The 14,331-nt window shown below is 65.5% G+C and carries 11 protein-coding genes; 1 reads left to right on the forward strand and 10 read right to left on the reverse strand.

Translation table 11 applies throughout. The features are described 5' to 3' along the window. Window positions 1–101: 101 nt before the first annotated feature. The 10 genes from XH93_RS40015 to ugpB all read right to left on the reverse strand — a co-directional run bounded on the left by XH93_RS40015 (window position 102) and on the right by ugpB (window position 13,177). On the reverse strand, window positions 102–830 hold the full coding sequence (locus XH93_RS40015) for a GntR family transcriptional regulator (protein ID WP_246799439.1): 729 nt from the start codon (window positions 828–830) through the stop codon (window positions 102–104). 61 nt (window positions 831–891) lie between these two features. Continuing rightward, window positions 892–1,281, reverse strand: a complete 390-nt coding sequence (gene hpxZ, locus XH93_RS40020; RefSeq protein ID WP_194471655.1) for an oxalurate catabolism protein HpxZ — start codon at window positions 1,279–1,281, stop codon at window positions 892–894. A gap of 2 nt (window positions 1,282–1,283) precedes the next feature. Then, on the reverse strand, window positions 1,284–2,681 hold the full coding sequence (locus XH93_RS40025) for an AtzE family amidohydrolase (protein ID WP_371814873.1): 1,398 nt from the start codon (window positions 2,679–2,681) through the stop codon (window positions 1,284–1,286). 7 nt (window positions 2,682–2,688) lie between these two features. Further along, window positions 2,689–2,868 carry a DUF4089 domain-containing protein gene (locus XH93_RS40030; protein WP_194471656.1) on the reverse strand — a complete coding sequence of 60 codons (180 nt, stop codon included), beginning with the start codon at window positions 2,866–2,868 and terminating at the stop codon, window positions 2,689–2,691. A 79-nt stretch (window positions 2,869–2,947) separates the two neighbouring features. Then, the gene (locus XH93_RS40035; protein ID WP_194471657.1) at window positions 2,948–4,801 is read right to left on the reverse strand and encodes an ABC transporter ATP-binding protein; all 1,854 of its coding nucleotides are present in this window, start codon (window positions 4,799–4,801) and stop codon (window positions 2,948–2,950) included. Between the two features lie 498 nt (window positions 4,802–5,299). Beyond that, window positions 5,300–6,199 carry an ABC transporter permease gene (locus XH93_RS40040; protein WP_139858310.1) on the reverse strand — a complete coding sequence of 300 codons (900 nt, stop codon included), beginning with the start codon at window positions 6,197–6,199 and terminating at the stop codon, window positions 5,300–5,302. 9 nt (window positions 6,200–6,208) lie between these two features. Then, window positions 6,209–7,222, reverse strand: a complete 1,014-nt coding sequence (locus XH93_RS40045) for an ABC transporter permease (RefSeq protein WP_194471658.1) — start codon at window positions 7,220–7,222, stop codon at window positions 6,209–6,211. Between the two features lie 767 nt (window positions 7,223–7,989). After that, the gene (locus tag XH93_RS40050; protein ID WP_194471659.1) at window positions 7,990–9,612 is read right to left on the reverse strand and encodes an ABC transporter substrate-binding protein; all 1,623 of its coding nucleotides are present in this window, start codon (window positions 9,610–9,612) and stop codon (window positions 7,990–7,992) included. Between the two features lie 233 nt (window positions 9,613–9,845). After that, window positions 9,846–10,799, reverse strand: coding sequence for a phosphotransferase (locus tag XH93_RS40055; protein WP_194471660.1), 954 nt, complete (start codon window positions 10,797–10,799; stop codon window positions 9,846–9,848). Between the two features lie 1,022 nt (window positions 10,800–11,821). Next, a complete protein-coding gene (gene ugpB, locus XH93_RS40060; protein WP_194471661.1) occupies window positions 11,822–13,177 on the reverse strand; it encodes a sn-glycerol-3-phosphate ABC transporter substrate-binding protein UgpB in 1,356 nt (451 codons plus the stop codon). 151 nt (window positions 13,178–13,328) lie between these two features. On the opposite strand from ugpB, the gene XH93_RS40065 reads away from it, so the two are divergent. Beyond that, window positions 13,329–14,318 (forward strand): TRAP transporter substrate-binding protein, encoded by a 990-nt coding sequence (locus tag XH93_RS40065; protein WP_194471662.1) that lies wholly within the window; start codon window positions 13,329–13,331, stop codon window positions 14,316–14,318. The last annotated feature ends 13 nt before the right edge of the window (window positions 14,319–14,331 follow it).

The raw sequence follows: 14,331 nt of genomic DNA on the forward strand, positions 1-14,331 counted from the left end.
ATTGCGAGCGAAGCGAAGCAATCCATGCCTCGGCACATGCGGATAGATGGATTGCTTCGTCGCTCGCTCCTCGCAATGACGAGCGGTGAGAGCACGGCTCTCTACACCGACACCGCGTAGGTCTCGTACTCTCCGCGCACCTGTTCGATATGGGCGCGCATTGCGGCGGCGGCGCCGGCCTTGTCGCCGCGCATGATGGCGACGACGACGCGGTCGTGCTCGGCGTGGGACTTTGCCAGACGACCGAGATTGCGGAACTGGGCGCGGCGGAACGGCTGCACGCGCACGCGCGTCGCCAGGGTGATCTCGGCGATGTAGGCGTTTTGCGAACCGGCATAGATCGCGTTGTGGAAGCGCTCATTGACCTCGTGAAAGCGCTCGGGATTGCCGGTGTAGCTCAACACCCGCAACTCCTCGTGCACCGCCTCCAGCGCATGGCGCTCGGCCGGCGTCATCCGCTCGGCGGCAAGGCCGGCGCAGATCGCCTCGAGCTCGGCCATCGCCTCGAACATGCCGGTGAGCCGATCCAGCGACGGCCGCGCCACCACGGCGCCGCGATGCGCGCGGGCGTCGATCAGGCCGCTGGCGGCAAGCTGCCGCAGCGCCTCCCGCACCGGCGTGCGCGAGACGTTGAAGCGGCGCGCGAGGTCGGTCTCGTCGAGCGCCGCGCCCGGCGGCAGCGTGCCGCGCACGATCTCGTCGGCGAGTTGCAGCCGCAGCTCCTCGGCACGGGTGGTCTTGTCGGCGAGCTGTGACGGGCGATCGACGCGGGGCACGGCCTCGGCGCCGGGGGGCTGTGCCGCACGCGATGAAAGATCGTCCAGGCTCATGCCTCAAGCGCCCTTGTTTCTGAGCATGATCTTTCCGGAAAACCGGATCCACTTTTCCGGATCATGCTCGCGGCTCATCGATCACACTGACATGGGCCGCGACGATTCTCCAACCCTCCGGGAAACGCACCCAGGTCTGCATCTGCCGGCCCACCCTGCCGGGCGTGCTGTCGCGGTAGAACAGCGTCGAGGCAACAGCGGTGTCGCGGCCATAGGTGGTGATCACGGTGCGGTCGATCCTGCGCATCAGCCCGACCGGCGAGCGTGCAGCGCGGAACGCCATGATCTCGTCATAGCCGTAGAGATTTTCGCCGATGCCGTAGCGCAGCGTGCGCCTGTCGTTGCGGAACAACTCGTCGAGCACGGCCACATCGTTTGTGACCAGCGCCTTCTCGTAGCGCTCGAATTGCGCGGTGACCTCGGCGAGCACGTCGGGAAGATCGATGTCCATGGCTAGATTCCCCTCGGCGCCGGCGCGGCCGCGACACCCATCTGTTCCAGCGCCCAGGCAACCCGCAGCGCAACATCCTCGCGCCAGGGCGCGGCGATGATCTGCACGCCGATCGGCAGCGGTTCGAGCGGCACCGGCACGGCCACCACCGGCAGGCCGATGAACGAGATCGGCTGGGTGTGGATGCCGATATTGGGGCGTACCTGCAGCTCGACACCGTCGAGCACGAAATTGACCTGCCCGAGTTTCGGCGCGGTGCCGGCCGTCGCCGGCGCCAGGATCACGTCGACCGACTGAAACAGCTCCAGCACCTTGGCGCGGTACCAGCGGCGGAATTTCTGCGCCTTGTCGACATAGGCCGCCGGGATCATCGCGCCGGCGATCAGGCGGTCGCGCACCGCCGGATCGAAATCATTGGGACGCCTGCGCAACCGATCGAGATGCAGCGAGGCGCCCTCGGTCGTGGTGATGATGAAGGCCGCGGCGCGGGCGCGCGCGGCTTCGGGAATCTCGACAGTCTGCGTCGCGCCAAGCGCCTTTGCCACCCGCGCGACGGCCTCGGTCGCTTCCGGAAGGACGTTGCTCTGGAAGTAGCCGCCGGCGATCGCAATGCGCAGCCCGCCGAGGCCTGAGGTCAACGACGGCAGCGCCGGCTCGATTGGCCGCGTCGTGCAGGCGGCGTCATCGGCATCCGGCCCCTGCATCGCATCATAGGCCAGCGCGAGATCGGTCACGGTGCGCGCAAGCGGGCCGAGATGATCGAAGCTCGCCACGAACGGAAAGCTGCGCGCCCGCGACAGCCGCCCGTAGGTCGGCTTCAGGCCGAAGATGCCGCAGAACGACGCCGGCACGCGGATCGAGCCGTTGGTATCGGAGCCGAGCGCGATCGGCACCAGCGCGCCGCCGACCGCGCCGCCGGAGCCGCCCGACGAGCCGCCGGTCATCCGCGTCGGATCGTGCGGATTGCGCGACGGACCGTCATGCACGTTCTCGCCGGTGAAGTCGTAGGCGTATTCGCCCATGTTCAGCGCGCCGACCAGCACGGCGCCGGCCGCCTCCATCCGCTCGATCAGCGTGGCATCGCGCGGCGCCGGCGGCAGGTCGCGGTTGATCTTCGAGCCGGCGCGGGTCGAGAGGCCCTGCACGTCGAACAGGTTCTTCACCGCGAACGGAACGCCGGCGAGCGGCCCCACCGACTGGCCGGCCGCGATCGCGGCGTCGATCGCCCGCGCCTTGGCACGCGCACGATCCGCGGTGACGTCGGTGAATGAATTGAGAATCTTGTCATGCGCCGCGATGCGCGCGAGCGCGGCCTCGGTGGCCGCAACGGCGGTGATCTTGCGGCCGGAGACCGCCTGCGCGATCTCGGCGGCCGACATGGGAACGGGATTCTCGGACATCGCGTGCTCAGGCCGCATAGATCGCGGCCGACTCGGTGTCGTCGGGCAGCGGGAATTCGTCGACCAGCCGCGCCAGCCGCAGCGATACCTCGAGGTTGGCGCGCACCACAGGACGCCAGGCGTCTTCCAGCGGCAACGCCATCGCGCTGGCGATGGCGTCGATGTAATCGTCGAGATGCTCGGCCATTTCACTCCCGTTCGAGTTAGCTTTGCGCATGATCCATTCGGAAAACCGGTTGCCACCTTTCCGGATCATGCGTCATGCGTCAGTGCACCGGCAACGGCGGATGCGGGATCGCCGTCAGCAATTCCCTTGTATAAGCATCCTGCGGATTGCCCAAGACCTGTTCGGACGTGCCCTGCTCGACGATGTGGCCGGCGCGCATCACGATGACGCGATCGCAGAGCAGGCGCACCACGTTGAGATCGTGCGAGACGAACAGATAGCTCATGCCCATCGACTGCTTGAGATCCTGCAGCAGATTGAGCACCACCGCCTGCACCGAGACGTCGAGCGCTGCGGTCGGCTCGTCAAGGATCACCAGCTTCGGATGCAGCGCGATCGCGCGCGCAATACCGACGCGGGCCTTCTGGCCGCCGGAGAGCTGATGCGGAAAGCGATCCAGCAGATTGACCGGCAGGCCGACCAGACGCGCCAGCTCCTCGCAGCGGGCGCGCAGCGCGTCGCGTCCGCTGATGTCGCCGAGCTGCAGGATCGGGTCGGCGATCGCGCGCGCCGCGGTGAAGCGCGGGTTGAGGCTGTCGGTCGGATCCTGAAACACCATCTGGATCTGGCTGCGCTGCGGCAGTCGCGCGAACGACTGCGGGAGGATACCGCCGATGTCCTCGCCGTCGAACAGGATGCGGCCGGAGGTCTGGTCCAGGAGCCGCATCACCATCATCGACGTCGTCGACTTGCCGCAACCGGATTCGCCGACTAGGCCGACACTCTCGCCATGGCCGACCGAAAAGCTGATGCCGTCGACGGCGCGAAAGATCTCCTCCTGCACCGGCGGCTTGCGGCCGAACAGCTTTGAAAGCACCGAGGTCGCGCCCTGGCGCGGGTATTCCTTGATCAGATTTTCGACGGAGAGGAGCGGTTGAGTCTGCTCCCTCTCCCCGCTTGCCCCTCCGTTCTCCCTCTCCACGCTCTTCGCGGGGAGAGGGTTGGGGTGAGGGGCTGTTTCAGCAAGCACGGTCCGCGGAGAGTCCCCCTCACCCGCCGCGCTCTGGCGCGCAAGTGCGCTGCCGAGCGCGTCGGCCTCTCCCCGCGTGCGGGGAGAGGCAGGAGCGTCCTCCTCCGGCAGCAAGTCGCGCAGCGAGACGCCGAGCCGCGGCGTCGCGCGCATCAGCTTCTTGGTGTAGGCGTGCTGGGGCGCGGCGAAGATGTCGGCTGATTTGGCGGTCTCGACCACGCGGCCCTTCTCCATCACCACGACGCGGTCGCAATAGGCGGCGGCAAGGCCGAGATCGTGGGTGATCAGGATGGTCGACATCGACCGTCGCTTGGTCAGCTCGACGATCAGATCCATCACCGCCTTCTGCGTGGTGACGTCGAGACCGGTGGTCGGCTCGTCGGCGATCAGGAGCTGCGGGTTGCAGGCCAGCGCCAGCGCGATCACGACGCGCTGGCACATGCCGCCGGACAGCTCGAACGGATAGGCGTGATAGCGCTCGCGGGGACGGGCGATCTTGACCTGCTCCAGCGCCTCGATCGCCTTCTCGCCGCGGTCGCCGACCTGCGCCTGCTGCACATGCTGGCGCAGCACGTCCTCGATCTGATCGCCGACCTTGCGGATCGGATTGAGCGCGGCGCGCGGGTTCTGGAAGATCATCGAGACTTCGCGGCCGCGCAGATCGCGCATCTGGCTCTCGGTCGCGGCCTTGACGTCGATGCCGGAGAACATCACCGAGCCCTCGGCGATCTTGCCGGCGCGATCGAGGATCCGCATCACGGCATACGACGTCACCGACTTGCCCGAGCCGGACTCGCCGACGATGCCGACGGTCTCGCCCTTGCCGACCTGGATGTCGACATGCTGCACCGCCTTGACGATGCCGCGGCGGGTGGTGAATTCGACGGTGAGGTTTTGGACGTCGAGCAGCGGCTGGGCGGTCATGCGCGCCCCTCCCGCGAGGCGTCAGGCAAAAAGCCGCAAAACAACCCCATGCAAAGTAGAAAAATGGTATCATTGCACCGTGAAAGGGCAATCATCACGTCCTCCGCTGCGGCGGTGCGCTCCTTCTCCCCGCTCTTGCGGGGAGAAGGTTGGGATGAGGGGCATCTATGAGCGCACACAATTGGCTGAGGAGTGCGCGGAGACTCCCCCTCGCCCGGTCCGCTAATGCGGCCCGGCCTCTCCCCCGCGGGCGGGGAGAGGCGAAGAGGCGCGCGCCGGACGAAAGATTTCTTCATCACGTCCTCCGCTGAGGCGGTGTGCCCCTTCTCCCCGTTCTTACGGGGAGAAGGTTGGGATGAGGGGCGTCTATCAGCGCACACAGCTTACGGAGGAGTTCGCGGAGACTCCCCCTCACCCGGATCGCATTGCATGCGATCCGGCCTCTCCCCGCGGGCGGGGAGAGGCGAAGACGGGCGCGCTGGACGAAAGATTTCATCATCACGTCCTCCGTTGCGGGTCGACGATGTCGCGCAGGCCGTCGCCGAGCAAATTGAAGCAGAACACCGCGATCATCAGCGCGAGGCCCGGGAACAGCGCGATCCACCATTCGCCCGACACCATGAAGCCGGCGCCCTCGGCGACCATGATGCCCCATTCGGCGGTCGGCGGCCGCACGCCGAGGCCGATGAAGGACAGGCCCGCGGCGTTGAGGATGGCGTAGCCCATCGTCAGCGACATCTGCACGATCATGATCGGCATGATGTTGGGCAGGATGTGCACCAACAGGATGCGGTATTCGCCGTTGCCGGACAGCCGCGCCGCCTGCACGAAGCCGGCGTTGCGGCGGACATTGGCCTCGGCGCGCGCGACGCGGGCATAGAGCGGAAAATTCACGATCGCGGTCGCGATGATGATGTTCTGCACGGTGTTGCCGAGCGCGGCGACGATACCCATCGCGAGCACGAACAGCGGAAACGCCATGATGGTGTCGGCGATGCGGCCGACGATGCGATCGGTCCAGCCGCCGAAATAGCCGGCGGCGATGCCGGCGAGCCCGCCCATCAAGAACACCAGCACGACGGAGGCGACCGCGATAAAGGTATCGAGCCTCGTCGCCACGATGACGCGGCTGAAAATGTCGCGGCCGAGCTGATCGGTGCCGAACCAGTGCGCGGCCGACGGCGATTTCAACGCGGCGGCGGTGTCGGAGGCGAGCGGGTCGTAGGGCACGACGTAGGGACCGAACAGCGCGGCGAACAGGATCACCAGCAGCAGCGCGAAGGCGAAGCCGGTGACCTTGTTCTCGCCGAGCACGTAGCGAGTCTGCTCGAGGATCGCGGCCAGGCCCGAGGTCCGTGCCGGGCCGACCGGCTCAACAGTGGGGGCAACGCTACTCATCCGTCCTCCCTACCCTTCCAGCCGCACGCGCGGATCGATCACGCCATAGAGAATGTCGATGATGAGATTGAGCAGCACGTACATCACCGCCATGGTCAGCACGAAGCCTTGCACCGGGGCGAAGTCCGAGGCGATCAGCGCTTCGACCGCATAGGAGCCGATGCCGGGCCAGGCGAACACTTTTTCCACCAGCACGTTGGCGCCGAGCAGGAACGAGAACACCATGCTGAGCGTGGTGATGACCGGCAGCATCGCATTGCGGAACGCGTAGGTGACGATCACCTTGCCCGGCGACAGGCCGCTGGCGCGCGCGGTGCGGACGAAGTCGGAAGCGAGCACCGCCAGCATCGAGGCGCGCGTCATGCGCGCGATCGGCGCCAGCGAGAAGATCGCCAGCGTCACCGCCGGCAGGATCAACTGGTTGAGCGCTGAACGAAACGCCTCGACGTCCCGCGCGATCAGTGTGTCGATCAGAAAGAAGCCGGTCACCGTCGGCGGCGCGCTGTAGAACACGTCGAGCCGGCCGAGCGGCGCCGGCGACCAGCCGAGGCGGAAATAGAACACGTAGACCAGCACCAGCCCGGTGAAGAACACGGGCAGCGACACGCCGGCGGTTGTCGTGACCCGGCAAAGATGATCGATCCAGGAGCCCGGCCGCGTTGCCGCCAGCACGCCGAGCGGAATTGCAATCACGATCGAAACGAGCAGGCCGAGCAGCGTCAGCTCGGCCGATGCCGGCAAGCGGCTGCGCAATTCGGCCGCGACCGGCTGGCCCGTGGTCAACGACGTGCCGAAATCGCCATGCGCGAGATCGTTGGTGTAGCGGAAGAACTGCTCGATCAGCGGCTTGTCGAAGCCGAGCTTCTTCCTGATCTGCTCGACCGCCTCCTTGGTCGCCGCAGGCCCGGCAAAATACGCCGCCGGATCGCCCGGCAGCGCGCGCGTCAGCAGGAAGGTGACGATCACGACCCCGATCAGCGATGGGACCGCGAACAGCAGGCGCTTGCCGATCATGGTCAGCATGACTGATTCCCTCCGGCATTCAGCAAGGCCACGAAGGGACTGGCCGGGCTCCCTCTCCCACGCAACCGGGGTCTACCCCGGTTGCGCATCGTCGATTTGCGCAAGTCGGGCAGGCCCGACTTGCGATGGGAGAGGGTTGGGGTGAGGGGTAGCCCCAAGCGAGATCGGAGTTCGTGGCTACCCCTCACCCTGCCCCTCTCCCACAAGGGGAGAGGGAATGAGAGAGCAGCGCCCACGTCACTCGTAGCAACATGCAAGGCCACGCGGGCGGCGGCAGGGCTCCCTCCCCCCTTGCGGGGGAGGGTTGGGGAGAGGGGTACCGCTTGTTCACAAGCCAGACGAAATCGAATTCCACGCGAGGTCGCTCGTGAGGCGGCGACATGGTGCGGCACCATCTCGCCAGATGTCATCGTTCCGCGTTCGCGGCTTACCCCTCTCCCCACCCTCCCCCGCAAGGGGGGAGGGAGCCTGAGAGGCGTGCTCACCTCACGAGTAGCATCGCGCAAAGCAACGCGGGCGGTGGCAGGGCTCCCTCTCCCACGCAACCGGGGTCTACCCCGGTTGCGCATCGTCGATTTGCGCAAGTCGGGTAGGCCCGACTTGCGATGGGAGAGGGTTGGGGTGAGGGGTGGCCCCAAGCGAGATCGGAGTTCGTGGCTACCCCTCACCCTGCCCCTCTCCCACAAGGGGAGAGGGAATGAGAGAGCAGCGCCTACCTCACTGAAGAGATCGACACACGCGAACGAGGTGCGCGCGCTTGCCATCGCTCACCCCTTCGCCATCGCGCGATAATCCAGGCGGCGGTGGAACCAGTATTCGTAGCCGGTGACGTTCTTCTGCATCGCGACGTTGACGAAGGGCTGGTAGAGCGGGATGCGCGGGACGTCGGCGAAGGCAAGGTCGACGAAGCCTTTGACGTCGGCAGCGTAGGCCGCGGTGTCGCCGCTGGCGGCGGCGGTGCGCGCGCCGTCGATCAATTTGTCCATCTCCGGCGACTTGTAGCTCATGGTGTTGAAGACGGAATTGTTGCCGTGATAGCACCAGTAGAAGAAGTACTCGGGGTAATCGAGCCAGCCCGAGAACACGTTGGTGAACAGCGGCATCTCCTTCTTGTTCAACTCGGTGCGCCAGTTGGCGCCGGGCACCTTGTTGATCGTGGTCTTGATGCCGAGCTGCGCCAGGCTCTCCTGCACCAGCACGCAGAGCGGCTCGTTGACGCCGGCGAAGTTGAGGTCGAAGGAGATCGTGGTCTCGAAGCCGTTGGCGTACCCGGCTTCCGTCAGCAGCAGCTTCGCCTTCTCCATGTCGGTGACATATTTGGTCGGCTGCGGCCAGGCCACCTCGGTCGGCTTGTCCTTGGCCGCGCCGAACATCGGATTGGCAAGGCCGAACAGCACCGCATCCATGATCTTCTGGTACGGCATCGCGTAGGCCATCGCCTGCCGCACCTTCGGATTGTCGAACGGCGGCTTGGTGACGTTCATGCCGATATACTGAATGCCGTTGGAGAACGGCAGCGAGACCACGTTGAGCTTGCCGTTCGCCTTCATCTCCTGAAAGTCCTTGAACGGCAGCTCGTAGGAGATATCGGCGTCGCCGCGCTCCAGCAGCGCGCGGCGGTTGCCGGCCTGCGGCACCATGCGCCAGATCACGCGCTTGATCTTCGGCATCGGGCCGCCGACCCAGGCGTCGTTGCGCTCCATGATCACTTCGGTGCCGGCGGTCCACTTGGTGACCTTGTAGGCACCGGAGCCGGCGGTCTGCTGCTTCGTGAACTCGAGCCCCCAGGGATCCTTCTCGTTCGCGTTCTTCTTCACCAGCTCGGAATTGACGACGCAGGGCACGATCACGGCGAGATCGGGAATCGTCAGCCTGTCCTTCTTCAGGAAGTCGACGCGGACGGTCGAGTCATCGACGATCACGAACTGTTCGGGCCTGGTCAGCGAGCCGGCGCTCATCTGGAAGGTCGGAAAGCCGCCGACGGAGACCGCACGATCGAGCGACCATTTGACGTCCTTCGCCGTCACCGGTGCGCCGTCGTGGAATTTGGCGTCCTTGCGCAGCTTGAAGGTGACAGACATGTCGCCGATGTTGATGTCCTCGGCGAGCTCGCCCTTGAACTTGTCGCGGTCGTAATAGGGCACGCCGCCCGGGCCGCTCTTCATCTCGTGGCTGATCAGCCGGTCGTAGCAATTCCACGACACCTCATAGCCGGGCACGTTGGTGCCGACGCCATGAATGTCGAGATTGTTCGGGCCGCCCTCGGAAACGATCAGCAGCGTCTCGGAGCGCGCGTCGGCCTTGGCCGGCGAGAAGATCGCGGGCGCAGTCGGCGCCAACGCGCCCGCGGCCAATCCGGATACCGATTTGAGGAAATCGCGACGCTTCATGGGATGCTCCAAATGCCTTTTGGGGAAATGGCTTTGGAACAGGGATCGCAAGGTTCGTGCCAAACCTTAACGACGCGTTGTTTCGATCTAGCCGCCTGAAATCACACTGGAAACTTCGGATCGGTATCCAATTCCGGTGAAGTAGATTGCATACAAAGCCGGATCCATTGCTCAATATTAGAGCAGCGCAGGCCCGCTGCTTGGTTTTTGGTGTGCTGGAGTCTCCCGCAGAACTAGTCCGGCCAGATCAGCTCCTGCAACTGCACGAGGTCACTGGCCTGGTCCAGCCAGCCCGGAATGCAGATGTGCCGGAGCGGATCGCTGGCGGAATGCAGCAGCATCAGCGCCATCAGCCGCCGCTTCAGGGCGAAGGTCACGTCCGCCCGCGCGATACCAAAACCGTCGAACAGGCTGCGGACACGGCGCGGATGGCCCGCCGCCATGAAGGCGCTGGGACCGAGCAGGTCGTACTCGCCCCATCCGGTCTTCACATCGCCGAAGTCGAACAGCCCGGCGACGTGCCAGCCGTCGGCGCGGCGCGCCAGCAGGAAGTTTTCCGGGATGTACTCGCCGACCAGGATGGCGGGCGGCGCGCGCAGCGGGATCAGCTCGGCGGCGTCGCGCAAGAGATCGTCGAGCCCTGCGAGAAATTTTGCCGGCATCCCGAGCCGCACATGGCGGGCCCGGCACTGCGCGATCTGGGTGCGCATGAAGCCATCCCAGCGCGGCTCGATCGCCAGCAGCGCACCCGGCGGCACGCGCTGCACCTCGGCGATGACGGCGCCGATCTCGCCGAGCACCTGCTCCTTCTCGGCCTCCGGCAGCGCCGGCCAGACCTCCGAGCCGACGACGCCCGACAGGCGCGTGATGGCGAGATAGGGCCAGCCGTCGCGCTCGCCCTCCGCAACGAGTTCGGGAATCGGAAGGCCGAGCCGGCCGCGCAGCTCCGTAAGCGAAGCGCGTTCGGAGACGAACTGCCCGCGCAGGAACGGCGGAAACAGTTTCAGCATCAGATCGCCGTCGAGGCCGATGACGAGGTTGGTGCCGGTCGCGAACACATGCGGCGCAGTGCAAGGAAGCCCGTGGCCGTCGGCGATCTCGCGCACGACCGGCAGCCAGCGCGACGTGTCGCTGCGCCAGGCGCGGTAGGTGTCGTAGTCGGTGATGGGTGGCAGAGATAGGGTCATGCGTCAGGCCGTCATTGCGAGCGAAGCGAAGCAATCCATGTATCAGCGTATGCGGAACGATGGATTGCTTCGCTTCGCTCGCAATGACGGCGGTGAGGCCGCAACCTCACCGGCCAGAATTGGAAAGACCTTCATAGCCGGATGCAGCTACGTGAGGTGAGCACACCTGTCAGGCTCCCTCTCCCCTTGCGGGAGAGGGTGGGGAGAGGGGTGGCCGCAGGCGAGATGATTGGTGGACGCGCGGCTCGTGCAATATCGAACCCCGCGATCGAAGCTCAGGTTGAGAGAGCGCGCCGTGTGGTACCCCTCTCCCCAACCCTCCCCCGCAAGGGGGGAGGGAGCCCGAGCAGCGTGCTCACCTTACCATAAAACCTTGTAGCCCGGATCGTGCATCAGGCCGTCATTGCGAGCGGAGCGAAGCAATCCATGTAGCAGCGTATGCGGAACGATGGATTGCTTCGCTTCGCTCGCAATGACGGCGGTGAGGCCGCAACCTCACCGGTCAGAATTGGAAAGACCTTCATAGCCGGATGCAGCTACGTGAGGTGAGCACACCTGTTAGGCTCCCTCTCCCCTTGCGGGAGAGGGTGGGGAGAGGGGTGGCCGCGGGCGAGATGATTGGTGGACGCGCGGCTCGTGCAATATCGAACCCCGCGATCGAAGCTCAGGTTGAGAGAGCGCGCCGTGTGGTACCCCTCTCCCAACCCTCCCCCGCAAGGCAGGGCTATCGCATATGAAAGAAACCCTCGTGGAATCGATAGTTCTGCGAGGGGTGGGTCGAGTGAACGTGTCCGCCATTCGCGCTCCGATTCCGATTTGTTCTCCATCCGATTTCACGGCCTATTCAGGTCGAGCGCGTGCCGCGCCAAGCCAAGCATCGGAAGAGACTCGGGAATTGCCATATGCGATCGCCCTGCCCCGCAAGGGGGGAGGGAGCCCGAGCAGCGTGCTCACCTTACGATACGGTGCAGGCGCAATGAGATGATGGGTTTCGCTACGCTCTACCCATCCTACGGCCCCCATCACCTATCCGGATTGGCGCGCTCGAACTGGCGCAGCAGGCGGTTGCCGCGCTCGACTGCGTTGTCCATCGCGGCCTGCGCGGAGCGCTTGCCGGAGAACACCTGCTCGAGCTCCTCCTCGATCACATCGCGGACCAGCACGAACGAGCCGAGCCGGATGCCCCGCGAATTGTCGGTCGGCGGCCTCAAGGTGACCTCCTCGATCGAAATCGAGGCGCCGGGATTGCGCTCGTAAAAGCCTTGCGTCCCGGACAGATCGAATGCGGCGCGGGTGATCGGCATGTAGCCGGTGTTCTGGTGCCAGGCGGCCTGCACCTCGGGCCGCGACAGATAGGCGAAGAACTTTGCCACGCCGGCATATTCGGCGCGCGGCCGGTCGCGCAGCACCCACAGCGTGGCGCCGCCGATGATCGAGTTCTGCGGCGCGCCCTGCACGTCGGGATAATACGGCATCATGCCGTAGCCGATCTCGAATTTCGCATTGGCCCTGATGTCGGCGCGGGTGCCGGAGGAGCCGATGAAGATGCCGCACTCACCCTTCTGGAAGCGCGGCTCGGCGGCCTGGCCGCGGCCGCTATAGTCGAACGCCTTGGTGGTCTGCAAGTCCGCGAGATTGGCGATGTGGCGCACCAAGAGCGGGTTGTTGAAGATCAGCTGCGCATCCAGCCCGCCAAAACCGTTGGTCTTGGTCGCGATCGGCAGATTGTGGAAGGCGGAAAAATTCTCGACATTGATCCAGGACGGCCACGACGTGGTGAGCCCGCACATCATGCCGGCCGCGCGCAGCCGCTTCGCCGCCGCGCCGACCTCGGGCCAGGTCTTCGGCGCGACGTCCGGATCGAGCCCGGCCGAGCGGAACATGTCCTTGTTGTAGTAGAGGATCGGCGTCGACGCATTGAACGGGAACGACAGCATGTTGCCGTCGACATCGGCGTAGTAGCCGGCCACCGCGGGCAGATAGGCCGACGGCGTGAACGCCTCCTTCTGATCGCGCATCAGCTCATACACCGGATAGATCGCGCCGCGCGCCGCCATCATGGTCGCGGTGGCGATCTCGTTGACCTGCACGATCGCCGGCTGGCTGCGGGAACGGAACGCGAAGATCGCCGCGGTGACGGTCTCGGTGTAATTGCCCTTGTAGGCCGGCACGATCCGGTAATCGGATTGCGAACCGTTGAAATCGGCGGCGAGCTTCTCGAGCTGCTTGCCGAGTTCGCCGGACATCGCATGCCACCACATGATCTCGGTCGCGGCCTGCGCAGGCGATACAAGCAGGAGCGCCGCCGCCGCGGCGAGCTGCAGGACTTTCAAACCGAGCTTCACGATCAGCCCTTTTCGGTGGCAACGTTCCCTCATAAGGCGACATACAAGCGGTTGCAATCGACACCGCTGGTTGCAGCGCCGTATTTAACGTTTGGCCGATGGGCGAAGCTCGCGCCTTCTGCTAAGAATCCGTTGAACCTTTTCCTCCCGCCCTGGACTCAAATCACAAGGGGAATAGTAGCCTGTGTACCGCCGCGCCGGCCTTTCGCGGACCATAACGCTTGCCGTCGCGCTGCTGTCCGCAGTGGTTTCGGCGAGTGCCTTCGCGCGCGAATTCCGCACCGCCGATACCCAGAACGAGGACTATCCGACCGTCCAGGCGTTGAATTACATGGGTCAGCTGATCGCCGAGCGTACCGGCGGCCGGCACCGGATCACGGTCTTCCATTCCCGCCAGCTCGGCGAGGAGAAGGAGACCCTGGAGCAGACCCGGGCCGGCGCCATCGACCTCAACCGGACCAATGTCGCCCTGATCGGGACCATGGTGCCGGCCGTGAACGTGCTGGCGATGCCGTTCCTGTTTCGATCGCTTGAGCACCTGCAAAAAACCCTGGACGGGCCGATCGGCACCGAGATCCTGGATAGCTTCGAGACCCATGGCTTCGTCGGGCTGACGTTCTACGATTCCGGCGCCCGCTCGATCTACAACAGCGTCCGCCCGGTGCGTTCGCTCGAGGACCTCAAGGACCTGCGGCTGCGGGTGCAGCAATCCGCGCAGATGGCGGAGATGATCCGCGCGTTCGGTGCCCAGCCGGTCGAGATGCCCTACGGCCAGGTGCTGACCGGGCTCGCCACCAAGCTGATCGACGGCGCCGAGAACAACTGGCCGTCCTTCGTCACCACCGGCCATTACAAATATGCCGGCTACTACTCGCTGACCCGGCACACCGTGTCCCCCGAAGTGCTGGTGATGTCGAAAAAGGCCTGGGCCAGCCTGTCGCCGGACGAGCAGACGATCTTCCGTGAGGCCGCGCAGCGCTCCAGCACTTACATGCGCGAGAAATGGAAGGAGCTCGAGGAGCGCTCGCGCAAGCAGGCCGAGGCCGCCGGCGTCAAGATCATCGCCGACATCGACCGCCGGCCGTTCGAGGCGGCGATGGCCGGCATCTATGCCAAGGCCGAACGCGATCCGGCGATCTCCGCGCTGATCGAACGCATCCGCAACGTGGAGTGAGGGGATCTTGGCC

This window comes from Bradyrhizobium sp. CCBAU 51753 (genome assembly GCF_015291565.1).
In the GTDB taxonomy this organism is placed as follows: domain Bacteria; phylum Pseudomonadota; class Alphaproteobacteria; order Rhizobiales; family Xanthobacteraceae; genus Bradyrhizobium; species Bradyrhizobium ivorense.

Coding starts and splice junctions, on each gene's coding strand:
- XH93_RS40015 (WP_246799439.1), bottom strand. CDS start 830: ATGAGCCTGGACGATCTTTCATCGCGTGCGGCACAGCCCCCCGGCGCC.
- hpxZ (WP_194471655.1), bottom strand. CDS start 1,281: ATGGACATCGATCTTCCCGACGTGCTCGCCGAGGTCACCGCGCAATTC.
- XH93_RS40025 (WP_371814873.1), bottom strand. CDS start 2,681: ATGTCCGAGAATCCCGTTCCCATGTCGGCCGCCGAGATCGCGCAGGCG.
- XH93_RS40030 (WP_194471656.1), bottom strand. CDS start 2,868: ATGGCCGAGCATCTCGACGATTACATCGACGCCATCGCCAGCGCGATG.
- XH93_RS40035 (WP_194471657.1), bottom strand. CDS start 4,801: ATGACCGCCCAGCCGCTGCTCGACGTCCAAAACCTCACCGTCGAATTC.
- XH93_RS40040 (WP_139858310.1), bottom strand. CDS start 6,199: ATGAGTAGCGTTGCCCCCACTGTTGAGCCGGTCGGCCCGGCACGGACC.
- XH93_RS40045 (WP_194471658.1), bottom strand. CDS start 7,222: ATGCTGACCATGATCGGCAAGCGCCTGCTGTTCGCGGTCCCATCGCTG.
- XH93_RS40050 (WP_194471659.1), bottom strand. CDS start 9,612: ATGAAGCGTCGCGATTTCCTCAAATCGGTATCCGGATTGGCCGCGGGC.
- XH93_RS40055 (WP_194471660.1), bottom strand. CDS start 10,799: ATGACCCTATCTCTGCCACCCATCACCGACTACGACACCTACCGCGCC.
- ugpB (WP_194471661.1), bottom strand. CDS start 13,177: ATGAGGGAACGTTGCCACCGAAAAGGGCTGATCGTGAAGCTCGGTTTG.